This is a genomic window from Lysinibacillus xylanilyticus, from assembly GCF_001708185.1.
Taxonomy (GTDB): Bacteria; Bacillota; Bacilli; order Bacillales_A; family Planococcaceae; genus Lysinibacillus; species Lysinibacillus xylanilyticus_A.
Window position 1 is genome coordinate 25,187 of sequence record NZ_MDDN01000004.1, and the last position, 23,485, is coordinate 48,671.

Sequence of the window (23,485 nt, forward strand, 5' to 3'; positions counted from 1 at the left end):
CAATTCTCCTTGTGTATATTTAGAACAATACATTAGTTAGATGGGAGGATATTTTTTTGGCAAGAAGAGTACGAAACTCGTCTCACCATTTGTTGTCAGCGTAATGTTTCCACCATGTTTTTCGATAACTTGTTTAGCAATCGCAAGTCCCAACCCTGTACCTCCATCGCTCTTGCGCGATTGATCCCCACGAACAAAAGCTTCAAATATGTTTTCTTTAATGGCTAGTGGAATCCCGACCCCGTCATCTTGAATATGAATTTCAACACCTTTTTCTGTTGTGAAAAGCTTTAATCGTACGGTTGTTCCTGGTGGATTATATTTTAATGCATTCGAAAGAATATTAGATACAGCTCGGTATAACCATGTATAGTTGAATGAAAAATTGATTTCACGTTTAGGAATCTCAAATTGAAATATAAAATTTTTTTCTGCAAATACTTCGTAATATTCTGCAGCGATTTCTCTTATGAATTCTGCTATATCGGCTATTTGAACGGTAAAAGGATAATTAGGGCTATCCAGTTTAGACAATTCAAAAATGTCGTCAATGAGTTCTGATACAAGCTCAGCTTTATCAGAGATTAAGCGCAAAATTCGCTGCCTTCGCTCTTCTTCATTAATTAGTCCTAATTCCATCGCTTCGATATAACCTCTAATGGTGGTCATCGGTGTCTTTAGATCATGAGAGAGATCCACAAGCATTCGTTGCTTGTTCTCTTCTAGGCACTTCTTTTCCTTTTCCATTCGTTCCAATTGTTTCGCCATGACGTTAAAATCCTCTTGGATTTGGGCAAGCTCATAACTTGTTTTTAAGTTTAGTCGTTTATTGTATTGACCACGAGCAATATCTCGGATACCATCTGCAATTGAACGAAGTGGGGTGGTGAGCCTAGAGGATGTCCATTTCCCAAAAATATAAACAGCAACTGTCAATAAAGAGAGAAAAAGAAGAAGAGTTTGCAAGAGCATTTTGTAAAAGATCTGTTCGTTATTTTCATTACCCGGACCATCCATAGTGTGATCCGTATTAGACGATAGGACTGTATCGTTTTCATGAGCTTTGTCTGCAAAATAATGAAGAATCTGCTCATTTAATACAAAAAATGAAAAGGCAGCAATCATTGCAATTGTAAAGAAGAAATAAATATATGTAATAATTAATAAGCGTTGGAGTCGATTCGGTGATTTCATGGAAGTAGCTCATCTTTCTTGGCAAACCGATAACCGAGGCCGCGAATAGTTTTTATAAAGACTGGTTTCCTAGGGCACTCTTCAATTTTTTCACGAAGTCTGCTAATTTGGACCATAATGGCATTGTCATCAGCAATATAATACTCATTCCATGCACGTTCAAAAATTTGTTTTTTTGTAAAAACGCGTCCCGGTTCACTCATCAAGAGTTTTAACAGTTCATATTCTCGAGCACTGAGCAGAATCGGTTTGTCTTTAATATATAGCACACATTCGTGGTGCGACAAACGTAAATCCCCCACCTTCAGCTGAGAGGGTTGTTGAACTGATAATGAGTCATTAAACTCATAAAACCTCCGTAATTGGGCTTGAATTCTAGCTGTCACTTCTAAAGGACTAAATGGTTTCGAAATATAATCATCTGCTCCTAATTTCAAACCTGCTATTTTATCGTAGTCCTGGCTTTTGGAAGAAAGTAAAATAACTGGGATTTTATATTCTTGACGGATCATTTGCAACAGTTGATAACCGTCGATGATTGGCATCATAATATCTAGAATGGCAAGGTCAATCGCCTGACTTTTCAATTGATCGAAAGCTGTTTTGCCGTCGAAAGCTTCTAATGTAATATATCCTTCCGCATGTAAGTAAAGCTTTAACAAGTCTACAATATCAGGATCATCATCAACGATCAGTATCGTTTTAGCCATAGTCTATCCTCCTTCACATATCCTTTAATGTATTCTAAGCTGAAATATTTTAGCCGTCAGGATCATAAAAAAAATGCCAGCTTCACATATTGTGACAACTGGCGGTCACTTGAGCATACTTTAAAAATAAAGATGTAGAATGACATAAATGGTTTCACTGTCAATCCCCTACACCTACAAAACTGACAGTATAATATTAGGAGCGATTCCCTTTGCTACCGCCCCGACCCTCGTCCTGACAGCAAACTTATTTTTAAGGGATTCATTTTAAAACAACAAAATGATATAGACAAAGCCTAAGAATAAACAAAATGGACTGTAAAGCCAAGTATCATATCTAGCAAACTGCGAATGTTTAATGTTTTTGAAAAACCCAACATACTTAAAATCACCAATTGCCCTAAATATGAAAACGAAAGCACAAACAATACTTCCAATTTTAGATAAATTATTTGCTTGGAACCCTTGCGAATAACCTGCTTGCACAATAATAATGACACTAGCTAGTAGAATGAGAATAGCTACGATTAATGTTCCCCATTTCTTCGGAGTAAAAGCCAGTTTCTGCTCTCCCTTTTTTACAGGAATAGCAACAACAGAGCCCCAACGACCTCCAAAAGCCCAATAAATATGCATCAAACTGATCAACCATAGAAGCCCTACAGCTATTAATATTAATAGTAATTTCATTTATTCGCCCCCCATGTCGTAATTTCAAGCAAAACATACACTACCGTATGTTATAGTAAAAAATTTTGTCCCTTCAGGTTTTATAACCCTATTAGGGACGTTTATTATCGTGTCAGGTATGTTGATTAGTAGGTTTATTATTGGCCCATAAAAGGATTTTTTCGTTGATATTATGCCAATGTATGCCTATTTTATTGTAGCAAAATTTAGTGTCCTCAAATTATTTCCAATGGATCCAAATGGTTAATCAATACACCTGTTATCGTGTATTAAAAGCTCAACCATTTTATCAATATCAAAATTAGGATTTGCTTCGAACCTTGTCATCCATCCTACATACGTTAAATAGGCAAGTCTCGCTCGATCAATTGATTCAGTCTCGTTTATGCCCAATTTTTGATACAATTTTGCAACACAAGAAATTCTCTGTTCTTCAATATCCACTAATCGCGCTGCCACAACAGGGTCATATTTAGCCCAAGTATAAATGCCAATTTCCATTTTTTTATCTCGATTAAAACTAATCTGTAGTAGCTGTTCTAATGAGGCATCCTGTTGCTCCATACTTTGAACAATTAGCTTTGTTGCATGCATTTCCCAATAATCGAGCATGGAATCTAACAGCTCTTGGTGGTCACGAAAATAGTGATAGAAGCTGCCTTTGCTTATTTTTAGCAATCGAGCAAGTGCTTCAATACGAACTTTATGTATTCCTTCATCAGCTAATTGTTGTAATCCTGCTTTTATCCAATCTTCCCTCGTTAATTGCATGTCATCTCTCCAATAAAATACGGTAGTGTATGTTTTACGTTATATTACAATTATTTTCATTTTTTGTCAATTATTCATTCTGGTTATTTTTATGAACTTTAATGTTGTTGTTAATCGTAACATTGATCGTTATCACCCTTGGTAAAATACATGCACATAGTAAAATTATTGACACAAGTTTTTTCATTATTCATCCTCTTTTCTTATTTCTTTGTGGGAAAAGCCAAGGTTATTTAGTTACCTTGGCCATGGTTCACAACAACTAGAATGTATTATCAAATAGATTTTCTGTTATGCCTAGTAAAATATCTTCCTCTGTAAATTCCATTAATTTCTCTTTCGTAATATTCTCCTGTTGAATGAGGCGGTTGGATTGAATGGTTACAAGCTTTTCAAATAAGTTTCGGATATAACGACCGTTTGAGAAATTTGGAATCGATTCAACTGGAATTTGATGTAATTGGTCCTTCATATGGTGTGCAAATGCTTCACCATATTGATAATCATTATTTTTACATAGCATCGCGAAAATATCATAAAGCTCATCCGTGCTAAAATTATCAAATTTGACAAAATGATTGAAGCGCGATTTGAACCCTGGATTGGCAAGCAAAAATTCCTCCATGAGCTCTGTATAACCAGCAACGATGATCACTAAATCATCACGTAAATCTTCCATCGCCTTTAATAGGCTATCAATCGCTTCTTTCCCAAATGCGTCTTGTTTATCATTGATTAGTGAATAGGCCTCATCTATAAAAAGCACGCCTCCTTTTGCTCTACTCACGACTTCCTGCACCTTTAATGCCGTCTGACCCACATACCCTGCCACTAAGCCCGCACGATCTGTTTCCACAAAATGCCCGCTTGAAAGCACGCCAAGATACTTATATAGTTGGCCTATTATACGCGCCACAGTTGTTTTCCCTGTGCCTGGATTCCCAGAGAACACAAGATGATATGTTATCGGGAAGCTTGTTAAACCATGGTCAACACGCAAGCTTTGAATTTTAATAAAGTTAATTAAATTATGTAATTCCTTCTTGGCATTAGGAAGTCCTACAAGCCCATCTAGCTGCTTCTGTAATTTTTCAATCTCTCGCTCAATTTCTGGTGTAATTCGTAAACGTTCACCATTGATAAATTCACCACTATAAATAATCTTTCCCTCTTCATTAAAATAATCTCCCCGACCATGCTTTTCACCATTTGCAAGTTCCCCGATATAACAAGCCTGTCCATTAGCATAATAAAGCGTACCATGTCCTGTCATAGCATCCTCTTTAAATTGACCCTCCGCTTCGAGCTCACCTAGTCTAGAATAGATTTTTCCTTTTCCATGTTTCATATCCTCAAAGAAATAGCCTTCATACTGAAGCGTTGTTACACCATTTGCAAGCTCCTCTGCACTTGGCGACTCTGGTGCATAGTAAAGCTTTCCTGCTCCTTGCATATGGTGCCAAATAAAATCACCTTCATATTGTAAAAAACCACTTGGATAGAATTGTTTTCCCTTGCCTTTTTTCATGCCATGGACAAAATCACCCTCAAATAGTGGCTGATTTAAATGTGGATGCAGTGTACGAAGCTCTTTAAATGGGGCAATAACATCTTCCTCAAAATACAAAATTCCGTAACCATCCATTAAATCATTACGAAAATGCCCCTCGTAATAGACCTTACCGTCCCTATATAAAATTCCATTCCCTTGTTTTTTATTTTGAATAAATTCGCCTTGATATATCATTTGTCCTTTTAAATACATGATCCCGTTACCTTGCTTCATGTGATTGGCGAATTCACCCTCGAATAATAATTCACCTTCCTGGTCAAATATCGTCCCCTTTCCATCATAAATGTCATGCCCAAAGTCGTTCTTCTTCACACTGCCACGATACATTAATGTACCATTTGGATAAAATATCTCTTTTTCTTCATATTTATGTGTCATTTGATTGCCATCCTTTATCAATTCAGTATATGCTCAATTATAGCGTGGAAAATAATGCATATGTGCGAATTTTTAGAATTTAAGGAGTTTAACATGAAAAAAAGATACAAAATATTAATTGCGATCCTATTACCTCTTATCATTTTATTTGTTTCAACAATGCTACTAACTCGCGATTCAACTTTTGATGAAGAGGTTATTGAACGACTTGATATCAAGCAAATTAAGGAAATTGAAGTAATTCGAGCTTCGGATGAAAAAACAATCACGATTACAGATGCGAATAAAATCAATCAAATTATGCAACAATTTGATACCCAGCCACTTCGCAAAGTATATTTTGCTAATGCGGATTATGATGAGGCTTATTGGTTAACGTTACATATTAACGATAATCGTGAAATTGGCTTACGTTTGGATGACGCAAAGCATCTATTTGTTTATTTATATGAGGAAAACTATATGAAAGATTATGAGCTTTTAGGGGATTTAAATACGACCTTTATTGAGGAACTTTTTTAAGAACTATAAATACCATACCAATGGTAAAAATCCGCTTCAAGCCTACGCGGATTTTTACCATTTACATAGGAAGCTTCTAGCATACTTATGGACTGTCCGAATGTTTATATATAGCGATAATTTTGCTGCATCGATTGAATCGTTTCAATGATCTCTTCTCTAAGCTCAATTGGCTCTAACACCTCTATGTTTGCTCCTTGGCTCAGCAGCCACATTTTAATGCCGCGTCCAAAAACTTCTGCTTCAAATAAACATTGTCCATCTTTCTTGGATACTATTTTTGCAGTTGGCAAGCGATCTAATACAGCCTGCGGAGATGCTCCTTTAAAGACAAATTTTATACGCATCAACTCGCCAGCATGCATAAACTGGATGCGTTTACGAAACTCTCCTTCTTGAAAACGCTCGGCATAAGGTATTTGAAACTTTTGATTGAGCTCAAGAAAATGTTGTATACGGTCGACTCTATAGACAATGGGCGAATCCTTTTCATGCTTATTATCATCATAAGCAATTAAATAAAAGTAGTATTCTGAGAAAATAACGGCGAGCGGTTTTAAAATCTTTTCTCTAGGAATTGTTTCACATTCACGCAAATAATCAATTTTAATGATTTTCTTTTTTTGAATGGCCTCAGAAATCCCCCAAATTAAATGTAATAAAGATTTTTTATGATTTAAATCTACGTACAAATGTTTTTCATTTAAAATAATATTGTGAATAAATTCCTGTTTATCGGCTGCAACAATCGAAATAAGTTTATCTATAATATCACTCATTTCTGATTTTAGAAGGGCTCTAGATTCAATCAAAATTTTGACAATCGCCAACACTTGCTCTTTTGATAAAATACTTTTCCCTGTATTCGTCAGCCTGTACACCTTTTCTACTCGCACATATTCTAAATGGCAATTTAATTTAGCTTTATCAATATAATCGCGAATTTCATTCAAGTCCCGTTGTATGGTTTTTTCCCCAACATTATGTGTAAATGCTTCTTGTTTTTTGTTAATTCCTTGACCATCCATCAGTCTGTCAAACATTGAAATGACGCGATAGCCTTTATTTTGTTGTGAATCTACCATATATCCCACTCTTTCTTCATAGTTACTTCCCCATTATACAAAATGAGTTGGACACTATTAGTCCTTTTAACTACGGAATTTCTATATTATAGGTATAATTGGTACTATACTAATTTATCAACAAAATATCATAAAACAGACTAAATATACTATATTTTTGTTATAATTAACTTTAATTTTACAATGTATTGCGCCTTTACACATAAAAAGGACTTCAATCTTATTGATTGAAGTCCTAACTAGATTATTCCTTTACTCTTACTAATGTGCTATCCAGTACAGATGAAGTAAAAAACTCTTGCTTCTTCCTCCATAGCTTAGGTAGCGATTTCTCGGAAGCGAACGAGCATTTCTGTATACTCCTCCCCCCTCCTCCAACCATATTGCAAAGCCTCACTATGATATTACGACTATCGTTTCTTGATTGTATAGAGTTTGTTTCTACAATTTCTTTGCCTGCCACAAAATCTGTTGTTGAGCATACAAAACTTCTATTTTTTATATTTTTGAACGGCTTGAACAGCTTCTTCAATGGAAGATGTAATGATTCCATTACGTTTAATCAAGCCTATAACAAATAAATTCCGATAAACAAATTGATTTTCCATTCCATCACGTACAAGTGCCTCAATTTTCATCATATTGTCTCGACCTTGTTGACGAACATCTGTAAATACGCCAACGATTGGTCGATTCAGCATCGCAAATGCACCTATCTCTGCTGCTACACCCGAATCAATCTCAACACCATCTAAAACAGCTACTAATACATCACTATTTTGTAGCATCTCTAAATCCGCGTGTGCAATCGCCAAACTATCTGCGTATGCGGTTTTATCATTGATCGCATCATTCTCCTGTGGTACATATAATTCAATACCCGGCACTGCCTCTCTAATTGCCGTAGCAAGTTGTTCGTTGACTAAACGATCTCCTAAAGAAAATAATCCATTTGCTAAGTATGCTTTCATGCTAAAACTCCTCCAATATTTTTTTCAAACACTATTTTATGTCGACCTTTATGATCAACAAATGTTGAAACAATGTCAAATCCATGTTTAAGATTTGTGATAAGCATTGCCTTTCGCTCATTTCTACCATATGTACGAACTTTTTTAAAGCCAAGAGTCTGTAGATGTTCATGCTGCTGTCTCATTAACTGACTTGCAATCCCTTTACCACGTTGCGTTTCATGGACACCACCTAACCAGCTATAAAAAACACCATCAGGATGAGTGTAACCTAATTTAAAGCCTATTACTTTCTCATTCTCTACAGCTAATAAACAAATTAGCCCTTCTTTACATTCAAGTTTTTCTAGTGGTAGATTTGTTCCATCAAATACATGGGCATGAATTTCCTGCAACTGCTTCAACCAATCATATGGTACGCCTCCAATTGTAACGATATGCATTTGTCTCACCCCTATCTGTATAGTCGTTAATTATAGCAGAAAAGGTTTATTTACATTACTGATTCATTCTACCTCTTAAATAGTAGGTATTCTCAAGACACCTACCATAGTTGGCTGACAAATACTCTCACAGGGTATGGTTTTTATAGACAGTGATCATACTAGGTACCTTTTGATTTGCTGCTCAAACACTTTTTCATAGTATAGTTTGCGCGGATAGCGTTCTTCCTGTAACACCTTATAGAGGACGGATTGGCCTTCTTCGTAGCGAACAGCATCTTCGCATTCATCATAAAATCGCCGTGATAACTGTCTTATTGATAGGTTAGCTTTCTTTGCGCTAACTCTCCACCCAAATTGAATCATAGCATGCTGGTCTGTGGGATTCCGATAGGTATCAAAGACAATACATGTATCTGGTTGTAGCTTATTAGCAAATACTAAAACATGCCCAGTATGTACAGATTGATTAAAATAATGTTCGTATATTTCATTAATAGGTACACAAATATCAAGGGCATCCATAATTTCCTGGAAATTCTCTTGAGGGGTGTAATCATCACTCTGTTCATCAGGATAATCAACAAGTTCTGTAATTGATGCCATAATCCAAAATTCATACTTCACATTCAGTCACTCCTCATATTTAAAATATCAGGTGTGTTGATTAACCATTTTTATTCACCCTAATTAATTTAAATGCTCTGATTTCTGCTACGGGCTACAATCAGTTAAAAACGAGAATATATTAGCAAAATATTAACAAAAAATATTTTTATTGCTCAATAATAAACCTGTTTTTTCCTAATCAACATACCTATTAAAATATAACAATTCTACAAGTGTCTTAATCTTTGCTTCTCTAAAAACTATGAGAGAAACTGCTAGGATCATATACATTATGGAGTTGCTCACTCAATTGTTAATTATTTCTAAACTAGAGTGCAGCTGTAAAAATAAAAGCACGTCCATCCGCATTTAAAATCTGTAGCCCGTGATTCGTTTCAACCAATGGTGTATCCCAATGAACATGTCCACAGCAGACCAAAAGCTCAGCAGAGTTCTGTAGTTCTTTCCAAATATGTGGATTTCCAGGTAGACCTTGTGAGCTAATCTTCGGACTTTCATGAAGTAGCAGGATGTCAGTAACTTGCCTTAAAATGTGTCGAAGTCTTGCTAAATAATCGTCTTCTTCCATTCGATTTGGTTTATCTACTCTACCAATAATTCCTCCGAGTCCTGCTACTGCAAGATTAGGTACATCATCTTCCCTCCATCCGAAAAGTAATGAATACCTGTGGTAGAACCCAATTCAGCTTGTTCCTCATTTGTTAATAGATCGTGATTTCCAACTACACCCGTTACAAATCCAAAATAATTTCTAAAAGCACTCCATACAGGCAAAGGATTTCCACTAGCCCCCCTTTTGGTTAGGTCCGTATACAAGTCTCCACATAAACACACCATCACCTTAGCTGGGTCCAAATCTGACATATGGATTTGGAACAAAAGGGAAAGCACTTCCGCAAGTTCCTCACCTAGTAACTTTGGTGCTTGTTCTACCTGCTCTTGCTTATAATCCACGATGCCTTGTAAATCAGATGCAATAATCAGGGCATCTAGCTCCTCTGGCAATCCAAGTATCTCTCCCCAATAAATAGGAAGCAATTCAGAAGAAATCCCTGTTCCCTTTGATGTTGCGGTAACGTATGGTATTTTCTCTAAAGGCTCCCTAGCAATATCAACAATTTTCAATGCTCTTTTTGTATGTTTTTTCATTTAAATACCTCACCCTTAAAGTTCCCCTTACAAATAAGTGCCAAAGTAATATTTCATCTTTTCTTGCGAATAACCGTCTATACCTCTCCAGGTTGCCATTGACATAAAATCGGTACCCCGTCCACGCTCCTTACGGTAATCATCCTTAGATTCTAGTAAATCGATATACCCCCAAATCTCCAGCACTACGTCACGTTCATGCTGATTCGACGGTAAAATATCCTTCCAACGTTTCTCAAGCTGTCGAGCTGCATCTTTATCTCCACAAGATTCAATAGCCTCAATCATCCGTTTCAATATGCCCACATCTTCCTCACTAACTGTAAACGTCTGTTCTTTGCTAAGACATTCAAGATCCAACAGACAATAAACCAACCAGTTTAAACGAACGCCTCCCCACTTTACACGCTCGAAATTCAGTACATTCAAATCTTCGTCAATATAAGTTTCATCTGACATCAATTTGTGGTCATTGCAATACCCACAGGCACTGTAAGATGGCTGTTCTGCTAACCATTCATAGTATGTATGTTCAGGCAATTTATGCGTGAGGGCCCAACTTGACAGAGCACTGCGTAAATGCACTTTACGAGTAGATAAACTATGTAAAAATGCTTGCACTACAATTTCCTTCGTAATGACCTCTTGATGAAGTTGCCGAAGTCTTTTTACGCATTCACCATGTGTCAGCGTTAGTGGATCAAACATTAGTCCATGATTTTTGGCATACTGGAAATCTTCATCTGTAAACGTATATCCACCTCGCCTCCAACCGCCTGATTGCCAAAATGTATTAAACAGAATTTTCTTTGCTTTGCGATCCATTCATATCCCTCTTTTCATTGGTTCAAAACTCAAAAAGCGCTCTATTATCTTTCATTTGCTCATTTTTACAACTTCAACACTGAAGCTCTTTAGCCTTTTTCAAATAACCATACGCTTCTTTCAGCGGTAACTGCAGCATGTCAGCAATTTCTTTGATAGACATTCCACGCTTGCTCATTATCAGCACTTGCTTAGTCAATTCAACTTCCATGCCTCGGGCCGCTTGAAAAGCAGGGTTCAATAGAGACTCCCATAAATCTTTGTCGGCATATTCGTCTGCTGTTACAATCTCTTCAATTATTCGTTCAAGCTCCATACACGTTATTTTCCATGTCGATTGATTATCATTTTTCTGAGCAATTAGCTGTAGAAACCGCTGTAGAGCTACTTGAAGCTTTAAAACTGAACCAGCCAAATAACTGCCTGCATGCCAGTCACCCATACCATGCATGAGAACAGCTACTGGTTGCCCAGGTTCTGCCGTCTCTATAATCATTGGATCGCCTGTCAGTTTCATATGCCCAATCACAAGCCAATCAGCCTGCCATGCCCCCTCCTCTTCATGAATAAGAGAGTTCCCTTCAAGATCAATGCTATATCCTACCTGCTCACGTTCTATATATTCTGGATCAAACATTTCAACATCGATCCACGCCACAAGTTGCTTACTCACAATCTTCAATAGTTTTAACTGCTCAAAAAGCTCAACATCCAATCTCATATTCACAAATCACCTACATTTAATCAATTTAATAGCATTAATCTCTCGCCCCATTTATTCCTATACTAATCTTTCTCCTTTTGAACACTAAATGCGATTATTTAACAGATTGACTTTCTCCGTTAGCTCCTCTGCTAGTCTTCTCCAAGGACATTTCCAAGAGGACTTCGTCAATTCTTCTTCATCTTGTTCCAGCCAATAATCACCATCCATCAGCTCATACATATCAAGTAGGGTAATCTCTGCACAAGCTGAGCTGCAATCATCGGCTCCGGTCCGTCATCCCAGTTATAGCCGTTAACAACTGCGTGTAGTCGTACCGGAGAATAAAGTTTTCTGATCATATTACTCATCTTATCGAGAGATTCTTCATATAAAATATCATCTACTTTGCGTTGTTCTTCCGAATCTAATGTGGATAGCCCCTTTTGTATTCAGCAATAAATCAGCAATGACATTGTTTATTCTTGCTGCGCTCCAAGCTGTCGCCAAAATACCTTTAGGGGAAATAACCTCCACTCCATACTCAAGTAGTAGCTTAATTACCTCTACTTGCTTGAATTTGACCGCTTTCTTTAGGACCGTATCTCCTAACTTATCTACCGCCTCTAACTCTACGTTTCTCTCAAGGAGAAGTTTAATTCCTTCAAGCGGCATTCGATTCGTGACAAAAAGCATTATAGGCGTTCTTCCCCTTGCATCCTGTTCATTCGGATCAAGCTGATTCACGCCTGCACGAACAATTTCAATATCTTTAGATTGACTAATTTCTAACCAGTCCATTTGTCTCCCCTTACCTATCAATCATGATGAAAAAATCTCCCGCATCAATTAAATCTACTAGCGGGAGACAACTCTCTTCATATTTATCCGATTGTTTCTACAACGTTTCCTTCCTGATCTTTAATGTAGGTTTTCATTATTTGGAACGAAAGCCCCGTTATAGTAGATAATTCGAATTCTTTTTCCTGCGGTAGCAAGCTTTGGCCAAGTTCCATGGCTGCCTTTTCATTCAACGAAATGATAATATCCTGATCCTCTACACAGAACTCGGATTTTTCCCCTGGTTTAAATACAACTCGAATTTCCCGACCAACGAGAGTGAGGTTTTTTCCTTTTAAAATTCGGCCGCGCAGTAGTTTGCCGATGATTCCCGCCTGCTTTGCCCCCAGCATGACTTTATCAGGATGTTTGCTGAACCATCCCTTTTTCCCCTGTTCCCATGCCAATTGGTCCACGAATAAAAAGCCGGTGTTCGAGCCTTCTTCTTCCATTCCTTTTTCTACCGCTTCTGCAATTGATGAAATCTGTAAAAGAGATGCCCGGTCTAAATCAGTAACGTAGCTTGGAATATACGCTAGACCTGCATTTAGCACACCTAATGTATTCCATGTCTGCATCGCCTCAAGCTCATCCCCTGTAATACCTACCATTTGAATAAACTCCACTTGTCCATTTGGTGTATTCATAGCAGGCAACTCAGGATCAAACGTAAAAGCAAGAGCCGTTAAAAGCGTATCTTCACCTAAGCAGATTGGACCGTTTGCATCCAAATAATCACCAGATTTAAAAACATTGCCACTATTAAAAACATATCTTCCCATGTTTTGTAGCAAATTCAACGCCCAAGCTGGTGGTTCCTCCTCATCCTTATTACGGACAAGTCGAAATGTTAGCTCAAACCCATATCCACTGTAGTCTGCATCCTCCGATTCTTTTTCATATAACTCAGAAAACCCATATGTTACAAAATGCCAGTGTGGAACTGGTGTCTCACTTTTATAGGCACTAATTCCTTGCAGTGGATCGTCGCCTCCTAATGAATATGGAAGAATGGTGCCATAATGCTTTGGCTCTTGTTCCCCGTAAATTTTTAATAACTCCTTATCAATTGCATCCCAGCCAGTTGCCTTTACCTCTTCGCTCATCCATAACGCCTCCTATGTATTTTTTTAATTTTTTGTTTTAAGGTAATTTACGAATTCGTTTTTTTGATCTTTCAGGCTGCCAAGCTACTAAAATTCCTATTTCGCCTAATGCCATATTAACAGCCGTCAGATGCTCGTCCTTCACTTCCCATATCCAGCGATCTTCGCCGAGTAGACGAAGTACTCCTCGCTCTTTGTCATCATTGATCCAATCGAGCAATGTTTGATGAACTACTTTGATTTGCAAATGCTTCCCATTTAACACATTGTATGGATACACCATTCTCAGCATACTTGTCGTATATCGCCCAAGACCTGCATACATTCCAGGCGCTTCTTTTTGAAAAGCAAAGCCATTCTCAAACGGGAACATAGATGTGCAATTTTCTCCCGCTGCATAATGCAATGCAGCTGTGATTTTTTCAGCTGTATATACAATGCCATATGGAACATGAAATTGCTCTGCTACATTCTTAAGCCAATCAGTTATTGCCCCGTAAACCTCTTTAATGTTCCCGTCACAATGTGCTCCTATATGCGGAAAATTACCATATTCGCCAGTCTGATAGGTAAAAGCGGCATCCCAAGGTAAGCCACCTCGTAAATCACTGTAAATCCAGTAAGAAGTAACCTTTCCATTTATAATTCGCTCTTCTAGTTCCTCTATAGCCACCTCAAAAAGATCATGATCCCCATCACTTAAATACTCGTAATAACTAGCTCCTGTAATCGACATTCCAATGGCAGCAAAAAAAGATTTTCCAATGTAAAAAGCGGCCAATGGACTACTATCACTAGTGTCGTAAAGCGCAACACCTGTACACAAATGTATTACCTCCTTTATAAAAATGATAAATGCTTAACTACGGAGGATTTCTCGTTATGTATATCTCACATACAATTAATTAAAGCATGGTCCCCCCCTAGAATTCTACTAATTAAACATTGATTTACACATAAAAGAGAATATTACCCATCCCATTACCGCAATATTATAACGGAATAGGTTTAATTTCATACAATCGTTAGCGGACATCTGGTAAATAAGTGCGATTCAAGGTTATAACCACTTAAAGGAAAAGTGTTAACTTAGCGATATGAGGTAAAATACTAGTGAGATTATAAAGGGGTAAGCCCCGGTAGATGTTAGCATTTTGCTAATCTCTCCGAGGCTTTTTTGAAAGCGAGGTAAAAAATAAGGGTAATGATATAAGCCTTATCCATATAACATGGCTGGTGCACGAACACCTTGTAAATAGTCTGCAAGCTTCCCAGCGTATACTTTTTCTAAATAGGGTAATTGTGCGATACAATGCGGTGTCATTAATGCTGGGTTTTGATAAATTTTCAAACCACCCACCTTTAAAAGCATCGCCACAAATTGTGAGCAAAAATAGGCACGCTCTCTTCGAACCTCTCTTTGCATGACAACTCCAAAGAGTCCAATAAAATTATATTTATAGCGATCACGATTCAAATACATATAAGTTACGAATTTCATCATTTCTAAGAATTGATACTGTGAAACTCTGCAACGATAAATGACACAATCTGCGGTCTCAAACAATCCTCTTTCTGCATCTTCTCGCAAAAAACCACCGCTTAGAGGATTATTTAGCTGCTTACGTCCAAAGCTATACATATCGAAAAGCTCCTCATCGAACGCAATAGATGCATGATTCATCTCTTTCCCAGTATACATTCCAATAGCTTTTGATAATAATGTTCCTGTTTTTGTTAATACTATGTAAATGGTGTATGCCATTTCTTCACCTACTTTAATATTCTTTACTACTACCAATACGGATTGAATCTTCAAATAGTTTCGTTAATTTCCTTTTTTTATAAGTATATAATTCAAATCTTAATTTTTTCCTCTATAGAAACTTAAAAATTTCTTAATTTTTTTGTATTTTTAATAGGCTAACTATGATTAAATCAATCAATGTTTGCGTGCTTTTATTTTTCTACTACCTTTATTTATATGTTTTGAATCTTAATCTTATGTGGTGCACAGATGGGGTGTGAATAATTTTTTACTGGGGGAGTCGGGTATAAAATATATCCTCTCAGGGATGTACCTTAATCAGGTAGCTACGATAAATATTTATAAATTAAAGAAAGTCACTCATTATTTTTTCAAATGAGTGACCTTTTCATATTAGCAATTTTTCAACTTGTGTTTTCCATGCTGGATTTTCAAATCTTAATTCTTCATCATTTCCTGGGTGTTGCTACAATTATTTTGATATATTTTCATCGCTTCTTTTAAAAATATTTGCTCTTTTTCTGTAAAAGGATTCGGAAATTTGAATGATTCTGTGGATGGTAGTTTTTCTTCAATCAAATCTAACTTTCCCTTCAAGGTTTCATTCATAAGTACTAAAAGTGTTCCAACAGTTTCTTGGGATTCTTTAGAAGAAGGTATAGCTTCATTGAGCGTTAAATGTTTAATTTCAAATAAAACCTTTGTCCATTTTTTATCTAAATCGATTTCTTCGGATTTATTTATATAAAATAATTCATCAGTTATATCTTCTGAAAAGTGTTCTTTAAACCATATTTCAGTATTTTCAGCAAATATTAATTTTTGTAGCATCGCACAAAATATGGCGATATTGATAACTTCCTCATCTTTTACTGTTTCAATAAGATGATTTAAATCAGATAATGTATTCATAATTTCAAGTTTTTTTGCTTCAAATAACTGTTTTTGATCGATTAAAGATTTTAAGATTACTTCCCCTTTAACAGTATTTTTTTGAAGCATGTCTTTAATTTCTTTTAGCGACAAACCGAGAAACTGTAATGACTTAATGTTTTGTAGAATAGTTAAATCCTCATTTGAATAAAGTCTATGTCCACCCTCTGTATAATCACTTGGCTTAAGTAGGTCTATACTGTCATAATATCGAAGTGTCCTAATACTAACACCAGACTTTTGCACAAGTTCACCTATTGTAAATATACCTTTTCCCAACAAATTATTCTCTCCTCTATTCACTTAATGATTGACTTTAAAGTAACGGATAACGGGATAAGAAAACTTTTTTCCATTGAAAGTATAAATTGCCGCAATTACGATTAATATTGTTTCAAGTATAATAAGGACAAAAGAAAGAGTAGAAGCTGCACTCCATTTTTCGGAAATAAAAGTTAAAAACAAAAATACTGGGAAGAAAGTAAAATGAAGATTCATCCCTTCTTTTGCATGATCAGCAAAATATTTATTCTTATTCCTTGTTACTAAGTATACCAATATAGGTAAAACAAAAGTTAGTACTAGCGAGAACAGATGCATTAAACTTGCCAATCCTCGGTTTAATAAACGCTCTTTTTTCATAGTGCTGTTCCTCCAATATCATTATTTGATTGTTTACCTTTTAAAGTAAGTAACCAAATTCATCATAAAAGGTGACGTTACTGGAGATTCAAGGACAAATGATAATTTTTTTCAGATGTGTTGATTAACCATTTTTATACATTCGAAGAGGCTGATTTCCGTTATGGGCTACTCGCTTTCCTGCGAGAGTCGAGTAGCCCTACACTACAATCAGTTGAAATGGTAATATATTGGCAAAGTGGTAACAAAAAAATCTTTTCATCGCTCAATAATAAACCTATTTTCCCCTAATCAACACGCCTGAATTTTTTTATTAAACTCTCAAATAACAGAATTAGCGTTTGAGTTTTAGTGATTTGTATCTATCTTTCGGTGATTCATTTTTATAAACTCACATGTGCTTATTAACCATTCATTAGATGACGCTGATTTTCGCAGCGGGTGAGCGTTGAAACGCTTCCTCCGCTTTGTCTTATTGCTGTCGCCAGACTGGTGGTAAAAAATCCTGATGTTTCATTTGGACTTCAATCATCCAATTGTATAATTTTAGTTATTCAACCTAACTAGATGAAAATAAAAAAGACCAGATACGGAACTGCCCCCGTTGCTAGACAAATCTAACAAAGGGGGCAGTTTAGCATCTTGGTCTTAGTCATTACTACCGATTATAAGTCAAAAGCCTTCATCTTTTCTAATTCTCTCTGTCTTTTACTAGCTAAAATTTTTCTGCCACTCATCCAATATCCTACTAAAAATAGTTCACCGACAATCCCAAATAAAATGAACTGTATCATAGACCATTCAAATATCCCGTAAAACTGTACACTTATTAGCGTTGCTATGTATATAATTGGTAACAAGCCTCCCCAATACATATTATTTCTAGTAGATAAAAAATGTTGCACTGCAAAAACAATTAAAATTAAAAGTAGTCTATACCAATCGCTCACTATTTTTGTACCTCCATTTTATATTTTTCAATTATTAATTTAGCGTCCTCTAAGCTAATTCGATCATCAATTGACAGCCTCTTTATAAAACTTATGAATTCTTCATTTTCAGAACTCTCATTCACATTAATTTTATTTATCAGCTTATCTAACCGAATTCTTACAGTCGGATAGGAAACGTTATAATATTTCGCTATCTCTTTTAATGAACCTGAATTTATTACAAAATTTTTAATAAACTCCACATCTTCCTTTTCTAAAGATAAAAGCCAACTTGGGATTTCATTATTATTCAAACTACCCCTCCTTCATATTATTTAACTTTACTTTATCATTATCTTTAACTTTATTCAACTTTTATTTAATTTTATTTATTTTTTTAAAGAATACTTCATTCTTTGCTAATGACATCGCTCAGAATAGATCACCCAATGTAATAAAGTTTTCCATTTACAAAAAAGAGCAGATACTCATATTTAATCGAGTACCTGCTCCTTTTTTGCTTACTTCTAAATTATAAATATCTATTTTATACTTCCTTTTATTTTAATTTTATTTCTCAGGCAATTCACTATATAAACATAGCATTCGAAACATAATAATAGTAGTGTAAAGCAATTTAGCTTTGCACCTTCCGATTTGTTGGCTAGGGTCACTCTGGTCCAGTGACCCTTTTTAATTTACTTATCTCATCTCACTCCATACGTGCGAATCAAAAAAATGGGAATAGATTTACTCTATCCCCTAATCGCTGTCTCTCTCGTTACATATTTTCAAATTGGAGGTATTCTAAAATATTTCCAAATGGGTCTCTGAAACTAATATATTTTCCTGGAGGACAATTAGTTGGTTCATCTACAATAAAATTTACTTCTTTCTCTTTTAAGAATTTAACTGTTTCATAAATATCTTTAGTTTGCAATCCTAATACAACGCCTGTAATTTTATTATCTTGATTATAGGTTGTATTATCGTTCTCCTCTAAAATAATTGGTAACTCTCCGTGCACAAGTGATGCAATATTTGGACCATACTGCTTGTTTAATTCAAAACCTAAAGTATTAGTATAAAAATCAATTGCTTTGCTTAAATTTGGCACATAAATGCTTATAACACAAACTTGATTCATTATTTTATACCACCTTTTTTTAGTATTATAGTAAAAATTCTACATAAGTTAATGGAAATCCTTTTTTGTCTTATTAAACGGGTGCGATCGTTCAACTAGAGCAATCGCTTCTTGTGCTAACGTTATCATTTTTTCAATACATCTTGTTACCTTTTCTGAATAAGGTATGTTCTTTAGTGTAAAGAATTTGATCTGCCACATAAAAAAAGAACATGTTTTGATCAATCTTTTTTCAAAACATGCTCTCTGGATTTTTTTCTCATATCAAGGTTGATATCGTTAATTTATTCAAACTTTATTACAAAGTTACATCTAACAAGGAAAGATGCGAGGTAATTTCGACATAATTAACTCTTCATAATATCGATTCTTTTTCCCTGTACTTTTTCATCCAAAATAGCTGTTGTTATTTTTAGTTTGCCTTAATATATGATATAATTCCTTTACTGACTAACCTATGTAAGACAAAAACCAATTTTAAGCTGTAGCGATACCGTACGCTACAGCTTTTCTTTTGAAGGAAGTTAAAATATATTCGGACTATATATTCGGACTTAATTCACCATTCGCGTTCTCTAATAGCTTCTTCCATATCGATATCAAGCCCAAAATATTGCAAAATTTCTTCTACAGTTGTACCAATTGAATCACGTGCAACCGTTTCAATTTCACTATCATTTTGATCAAACTCATTTTGTAGTTCATTAATAGCTAGCGTCATTTCATCTAACTTTTCCTGAACCTCTTCTACTGTATAAGTGTTCTCCTCAATAAAATGAACTATTTTAACAATATGTAATTTAAGTTTATCCACTAAAAATGTTGGAAAATAAGGATCTTCGTACATATCCACTAAATATTTGAATTCAGAATCAAGTTTCTTCACAATGTTTCCTCCTCGTTGTTGATGTAATCAGTAGATTACCACATTTCTTCTACTATTTTAAAACCATCTTTATTTATCAAGATCTACAGACCAATCAACCTCTTCATTAAACCAATTACACAATTTAGTTGAACCATTATCCATTTTCAAAGGGATTTCTCTTGCCCACATTTTAATGTCACTTATGAACATCTCTTTTTCAAGCCCTTCAAAGTTGTGTTTTTCTAACGCCCTGTTTAGAAACTCTAAAAATAGATTCCCCAAATGATACCGTTGCTCTATTTTATACATTTTTTCATATTCTTCTACCGTAACTGCCATATCGATTGTCAGATAGTTATCTTTTTTAGTATATCGAATAAACGACTTTCTTCCATAGGATTCAGGTAAGCATCTAAAGGCGATCCCGATCGAAACATCGACATTCCTATATTTTGAATTTATATTAGCTTCCAATGCGTCTGTTAATTCACTAGCTAATTCATCAACTCTTGCACCTGCAGTATCTGAAACTATTGAAAAATCCATTTAACGCACTCCCCCAACTTATTTCGTATTATTTCTATTCTGTAGGTTATACAGACTCAAATGTTGGTTTAAAATAAAGTTCGATCGTTTGTAAAAAAGATTAACTGTTTATAAAATAGTTGCACCGTTTTATCCCTTTTGATGGTATAATTTTCTACATATTTTTTATTAGAAGGAAGTGAATTCATGAGTGATTTGGAAAAAATTAAACTCGTGAAGCCACCATTTCCCAAGCTACGATGTTTTTCTTTCAAACCTATAATTATCTAGGAGAGGATTATTTTGAAGAAAAACATCGGAAACAAAACACCTAGCTTATTATTACTGATTGTATTAGTAGGCTTCCCACAAATTAGTGAAACTATTTTTTGCCCATCATTACCTTCTATCGCAAAAGCGTTTGAAACTTCTATGAGTGATGCACAGCTTACCATGAGTGTGTACTTTATCGCTTTTGCCTTCGGAGTATTTTTCTTTGGTCGTTTATCCGATAAAATCGGTCGTCGCAAGGCAATGCTTTATGGGCTGTTTTTATATTTTGTTGGTAACTTACTTTGTTTAGTAGCAAATGAAATGGCGGTTTTATTAGTCGCACGCTTTATTCAAGCGTTTGGTGCAAGTGTTGGATCTGTCGTAACACAAACGATTTTACGCGAAAGTTTTTCTGGTGTTGAGCGTCATAAATTGTTTGCTCAAATTTCAGCTGCCCTTGCCTTCACACCTGCCATTGGCCCGTTAATCGGTGGCTTTACCGATTATTTTTTTGGCTTTAAAGTCGTTTTTTTGGTGTTAGTTGCTATGAGCGTTATTGTATTTTGCTATGCGTTTTTACGCTTACCTGAAACAGCCCTTACTACAATCGAAATGAAACCTATACTACCAATAGTGATGCGCATGATTACAAATAAGCGTCTATGGCGCTACGGCGTATTAATTGGCGGTATTAACGGTGTATTATTTAGCTATTATACCGAAGCGCCATTTATTTTTACGCAATACTTTACACTATCAAGTGCGATGTATGGTTTTTTAGGCATTATCGTTGCGCTCGCTTCTATCGCAGGTGCGATGCTATCTAAACGACTCGTTAACCACACAAAACCTGAGTTGATTATTGTACGCGGGTTAGCCATTATGCTCATCGGTATATTGCTCGCTACATCGGTACATTTTTTACAGGTTTCATTACAAATGCCAACCATGATTGTTAGTGTGTTCATTATTTTATTTGGTACAGGTACCGCTTTACCAAACTGTTTAAGCTTAGCGCTGCTTGACTTTCAAGACGTCATTGGTTCTGCGGGTGCGATATTTAGCTTAGGTTATTATCTACTCGTCAGCGCTACAATCTATGGTATGAGCGTTTTCCATAACGGAACAGTCCTTGCGATGCCACTATATTTTTTAGCACTAGGGATTATTATGCTTTTAATAAGCTTACCGTTACTTTATAAAAAAGATGCGATTTTTTGAATAATATCGCGATTCTTAAAAAAAGTTGCACCATTTAAAAAAAGATAAATGCTTAACCTTCACGCTACGTAATAGAAATCACTATATCATTTATAAGCCAAGCCGAAAATAAACTCTATGGGCACCTCGAAAGTGATTAAACTTTATACTAAACTTCAATCTGCTGGGTAAGAATCCATTTTGATCAATCTTTTTTTCAAAATGGATTCTTTTTATTTATCGTAAAATCTGGGTTTTCGTGATATTTTTTGATCAAACTGTATTTTAAAGCTACATCAAATACAAAAAAATCTATTCTTCTGCAGCTTCATTAAGCCAATCCAAAATATTTTCCCTTTTATTTAGACGTAATGCTCTGCTTGTGTTTGTTTCATCAGGAGGCATCACCTCAACGTTCACATACACTTTACTTCTCGGTTGATTTAAAGCAAATATTTCCTTTTTATCTATTTTTTCCATAGCTAAAACCATAGCTTCTAATCTAAAGTCTATTTCTTTAAACCATTTATTTTCATCAGTATAGTCAAGTAAACGCTCATTAAATAGTGTTCTTACAGTTTTAAAATTCTCGCAACCAAAATTCCAATATGGAGAATCTGCATAGGACCATTTTATTAACTCTACATCTTCCTTTGAATATTTTTTTGCGACATTCTCCAATGCTTCCCAAGACCATGCTGAAATAACTGGTGCAACAGCCTCCCCTGTGGTCACCAGTGCACAATAATAATAAATTTCTTTGTTTTGAAATAAATTTAAAAAGGATTTTTCTGTAGCGCGCGCTATTTCATCAACTAATAACTTTAAATCTTTATCCATCTACATTTTCCCTTTTTTCACCTTGAATTCGTCATATTGATGGCGCTTTAATACTTCAGCATGAAAAGTACTCTTGAGTATTTTGTAAGGAGTTGGATGTCCCAGTGGGAACTCTTGATTTCACCGCAAGTGTCATATTTTCAACTATTGCAAATGGTTTACCACATTCCATCTACTTATCGTATTTCAAATGTCAAAAAAAGGAATCTACACCAAACTCATTCTAGAGGTTCGCTACTTCAAAATGAATCTTGAATTCTATATCCCGCTTCTTGTGCCAACTTCTTAATTTCATCGATGTCAGATGATGGAACAGTGATTAAAACGTAACAGTCACTTTCAATATCCAAACATGCCAACGATATTCCCCTTTCCTTTAATTTTTTGGAAACTTCATTTAAAAACTGAGACGTTGGCAGCTCATCAAATTCTCCATCTTCAAACTCTCCCCAGCTTACGCACTCCATTTTTTTCCTATCCAATAATTCGTCAACAACATCGCAAATGTATAACCCTGTTTCTTTCCAATCGATTTCATATGCTAAATCTTGATCAAGAAGTGCATCAACTAAAGAAATCCATGCTAATTGTTCAATCGGGCTATCTATTCCTCTTTCATCAAGTCGATCTATGAACTTCTCGAAATAGGCTTCTGGCTTTTCTATAGCTAATGAAACCTCTGAAAAAATTTGTTCTTCCGCATCACATGAAAGCTTTTGCACAAGTAACAGCATTGCATTCATACACTCACTCCTCTTTTCCACTTA

The 23,485-nt window shown here is 35.5% G+C and carries 29 protein-coding genes; 2 read left to right on the forward strand and 27 right to left on the reverse strand.

The window, feature by feature from the left end; genetic code table 11:
* Positions 1 to 36: 36 nt before the first annotated feature.
* The 5 genes from BFJ97_RS09985 to BFJ97_RS10005 all read right to left on the reverse strand — a co-directional run bounded on the left by BFJ97_RS09985 (position 37) and on the right by BFJ97_RS10005 (position 5,316).
* Complete coding sequence (locus BFJ97_RS09985) at positions 37 to 1,194, reverse strand: sensor histidine kinase (protein WP_068984508.1); 1,158 nt, start codon at positions 1,192 to 1,194, stop codon at positions 37 to 39.
* Positions 1,191 to 1,904 (reverse strand): response regulator transcription factor, encoded by a 714-nt coding sequence (locus tag BFJ97_RS09990; RefSeq protein ID WP_068984509.1) that lies wholly within the window; start codon positions 1,902 to 1,904, stop codon positions 1,191 to 1,193. Before BFJ97_RS09990 ends, BFJ97_RS09985 begins: the two co-directional genes overlap by 4 nt.
* 267 nt (positions 1,905 to 2,171) lie before the next feature.
* Complete coding sequence (locus BFJ97_RS09995) at positions 2,172 to 2,594, reverse strand: DUF3995 domain-containing protein (RefSeq protein ID WP_068984510.1); 423 nt, start codon at positions 2,592 to 2,594, stop codon at positions 2,172 to 2,174.
* Between the two features lie 243 nt (positions 2,595 to 2,837).
* Positions 2,838 to 3,365 carry a TetR/AcrR family transcriptional regulator gene (locus BFJ97_RS10000; protein ID WP_068984511.1) on the reverse strand — a complete coding sequence of 176 codons (528 nt, stop codon included), beginning with the start codon at positions 3,363 to 3,365 and terminating at the stop codon, positions 2,838 to 2,840.
* 262 nt (positions 3,366 to 3,627) lie between these two features.
* Positions 3,628 to 5,316: an AAA family ATPase gene (locus BFJ97_RS10005; protein ID WP_068984512.1), complete on the reverse strand. Its 1,689-nt coding sequence runs from the start codon at positions 5,314 to 5,316 to the stop codon at positions 3,628 to 3,630.
* A gap of 93 nt (positions 5,317 to 5,409) precedes the next feature.
* On the opposite strand from BFJ97_RS10005, the gene BFJ97_RS10010 reads away from it, so the two are divergent.
* Positions 5,410 to 5,838, forward strand: coding sequence for a hypothetical protein (locus BFJ97_RS10010; RefSeq protein ID WP_068984513.1), 429 nt, complete (start codon positions 5,410 to 5,412; stop codon positions 5,836 to 5,838).
* Positions 5,839 to 5,942: 104 nt separating this feature from the next.
* Here the strand turns inward: BFJ97_RS10010 and BFJ97_RS10015 are convergent, their stop codons facing one another.
* From BFJ97_RS10015 to BFJ97_RS10105, 20 genes are all read right to left on the reverse strand, one after another.
* Positions 5,943 to 6,923 (reverse strand): helix-turn-helix transcriptional regulator, encoded by a 981-nt coding sequence (locus tag BFJ97_RS10015; protein WP_068984514.1) that lies wholly within the window; start codon positions 6,921 to 6,923, stop codon positions 5,943 to 5,945.
* A gap of 491 nt (positions 6,924 to 7,414) precedes the next feature.
* The gene (locus tag BFJ97_RS10020) at positions 7,415 to 7,894 is read right to left on the reverse strand and encodes a nucleoside 2-deoxyribosyltransferase (protein ID WP_068984515.1); all 480 of its coding nucleotides are present in this window, start codon (positions 7,892 to 7,894) and stop codon (positions 7,415 to 7,417) included.
* On the reverse strand, positions 7,891 to 8,337 hold the full coding sequence (locus tag BFJ97_RS10025; RefSeq protein ID WP_068984516.1) for a GNAT family N-acetyltransferase: 447 nt from the start codon (positions 8,335 to 8,337) through the stop codon (positions 7,891 to 7,893). The genes BFJ97_RS10020 and BFJ97_RS10025 overlap by 4 nt, the downstream gene beginning before the upstream one ends.
* Positions 8,338 to 8,493: 156 nt before the next feature.
* The gene (locus BFJ97_RS10030; RefSeq protein WP_068984517.1) at positions 8,494 to 8,964 is read right to left on the reverse strand and encodes a hypothetical protein; all 471 of its coding nucleotides are present in this window, start codon (positions 8,962 to 8,964) and stop codon (positions 8,494 to 8,496) included.
* A gap of 310 nt (positions 8,965 to 9,274) precedes the next feature.
* On the reverse strand, positions 9,275 to 9,535 hold the full coding sequence (locus tag BFJ97_RS10035; protein ID WP_068984518.1) for a hypothetical protein: 261 nt from the start codon (positions 9,533 to 9,535) through the stop codon (positions 9,275 to 9,277).
* A 44-nt stretch (positions 9,536 to 9,579) separates the two neighbouring features.
* Positions 9,580 to 10,116: a hypothetical protein gene (locus tag BFJ97_RS10040; RefSeq protein WP_068984519.1), complete on the reverse strand. Its 537-nt coding sequence runs from the start codon at positions 10,114 to 10,116 to the stop codon at positions 9,580 to 9,582.
* Between the two features lie 27 nt (positions 10,117 to 10,143).
* Positions 10,144 to 10,941 (reverse strand): hypothetical protein, encoded by a 798-nt coding sequence (locus BFJ97_RS10045; protein ID WP_068984520.1) that lies wholly within the window; start codon positions 10,939 to 10,941, stop codon positions 10,144 to 10,146.
* 73 nt (positions 10,942 to 11,014) lie between these two features.
* A complete protein-coding gene (locus tag BFJ97_RS10050; protein ID WP_068984521.1) occupies positions 11,015 to 11,662 on the reverse strand; it encodes a hypothetical protein in 648 nt (215 codons plus the stop codon).
* Between the two features lie 87 nt (positions 11,663 to 11,749).
* Positions 11,750 to 11,887, reverse strand: coding sequence for a hypothetical protein (locus BFJ97_RS25815; protein WP_439098001.1), 138 nt, complete (start codon positions 11,885 to 11,887; stop codon positions 11,750 to 11,752).
* 156 nt (positions 11,888 to 12,043) lie between these two features.
* The gene (locus tag BFJ97_RS25145) at positions 12,044 to 12,445 is read right to left on the reverse strand and encodes an ankyrin repeat domain-containing protein (protein WP_223555566.1); all 402 of its coding nucleotides are present in this window, start codon (positions 12,443 to 12,445) and stop codon (positions 12,044 to 12,046) included.
* An 83-nt stretch (positions 12,446 to 12,528) separates the two neighbouring features.
* Positions 12,529 to 13,590: a suppressor of fused domain protein gene (locus BFJ97_RS10060; RefSeq protein WP_068984522.1), complete on the reverse strand. Its 1,062-nt coding sequence runs from the start codon at positions 13,588 to 13,590 to the stop codon at positions 12,529 to 12,531.
* Positions 13,591 to 13,627: 37 nt separating this feature from the next.
* Positions 13,628 to 14,416: a hypothetical protein gene (locus tag BFJ97_RS10065; RefSeq protein ID WP_068984523.1), complete on the reverse strand. Its 789-nt coding sequence runs from the start codon at positions 14,414 to 14,416 to the stop codon at positions 13,628 to 13,630.
* Positions 14,417 to 14,806: 390 nt separating this feature from the next.
* Positions 14,807 to 15,355 carry a hypothetical protein gene (locus BFJ97_RS10070; RefSeq protein WP_068984855.1) on the reverse strand — a complete coding sequence of 183 codons (549 nt, stop codon included), beginning with the start codon at positions 15,353 to 15,355 and terminating at the stop codon, positions 14,807 to 14,809.
* A 441-nt stretch (positions 15,356 to 15,796) separates the two neighbouring features.
* Complete coding sequence (locus BFJ97_RS10075; RefSeq protein ID WP_068984524.1) at positions 15,797 to 16,570, reverse strand: MerR family transcriptional regulator; 774 nt, start codon at positions 16,568 to 16,570, stop codon at positions 15,797 to 15,799.
* A gap of 24 nt (positions 16,571 to 16,594) precedes the next feature.
* Entirely contained in the window at positions 16,595 to 16,933 is a 339-nt protein-coding gene (locus tag BFJ97_RS10080; protein WP_068984525.1) for a DUF4870 domain-containing protein, read from the reverse strand.
* A 665-nt stretch (positions 16,934 to 17,598) separates the two neighbouring features.
* A complete protein-coding gene (locus tag BFJ97_RS10085; RefSeq protein ID WP_068984526.1) occupies positions 17,599 to 17,883 on the reverse strand; it encodes a hypothetical protein in 285 nt (94 codons plus the stop codon).
* On the reverse strand, positions 17,883 to 18,179 hold the full coding sequence (locus BFJ97_RS10090) for a DUF2089 family protein (RefSeq protein ID WP_068984527.1): 297 nt from the start codon (positions 18,177 to 18,179) through the stop codon (positions 17,883 to 17,885). Before BFJ97_RS10090 ends, BFJ97_RS10085 begins: the two co-directional genes overlap by 1 nt.
* 467 nt (positions 18,180 to 18,646) lie before the next feature.
* Complete coding sequence (locus BFJ97_RS10095; RefSeq protein ID WP_068984528.1) at positions 18,647 to 19,012, reverse strand: VOC family protein; 366 nt, start codon at positions 19,010 to 19,012, stop codon at positions 18,647 to 18,649.
* 559 nt (positions 19,013 to 19,571) lie between these two features.
* Positions 19,572 to 19,898 (reverse strand): DUF5713 family protein, encoded by a 327-nt coding sequence (locus BFJ97_RS10100; RefSeq protein ID WP_068984529.1) that lies wholly within the window; start codon positions 19,896 to 19,898, stop codon positions 19,572 to 19,574.
* A 69-nt stretch (positions 19,899 to 19,967) separates the two neighbouring features.
* On the reverse strand, positions 19,968 to 20,426 hold the full coding sequence (locus BFJ97_RS10105) for a hypothetical protein (RefSeq protein ID WP_068984530.1): 459 nt from the start codon (positions 20,424 to 20,426) through the stop codon (positions 19,968 to 19,970).
* 282 nt (positions 20,427 to 20,708) lie between these two features.
* Between BFJ97_RS10105 and BFJ97_RS10110 the strand changes: the two genes are divergently transcribed.
* Entirely contained in the window at positions 20,709 to 21,899 is a 1,191-nt protein-coding gene (locus tag BFJ97_RS10110) for a multidrug effflux MFS transporter (protein ID WP_068984531.1), read from the forward strand.
* 291 nt (positions 21,900 to 22,190) lie between these two features.
* On the opposite strand, the gene BFJ97_RS10115 is transcribed toward BFJ97_RS10110, so the two are convergent.
* Positions 22,191 to 22,718, reverse strand: coding sequence for a DUF4303 domain-containing protein (locus BFJ97_RS10115; protein ID WP_068984532.1), 528 nt, complete (start codon positions 22,716 to 22,718; stop codon positions 22,191 to 22,193).
* A gap of 239 nt (positions 22,719 to 22,957) precedes the next feature.
* Positions 22,958 to 23,461 (reverse strand): DUF6630 family protein, encoded by a 504-nt coding sequence (locus BFJ97_RS10120; RefSeq protein ID WP_068984533.1) that lies wholly within the window; start codon positions 23,459 to 23,461, stop codon positions 22,958 to 22,960.
* Positions 23,462 to 23,485: the final 24 nt, after the last annotated feature.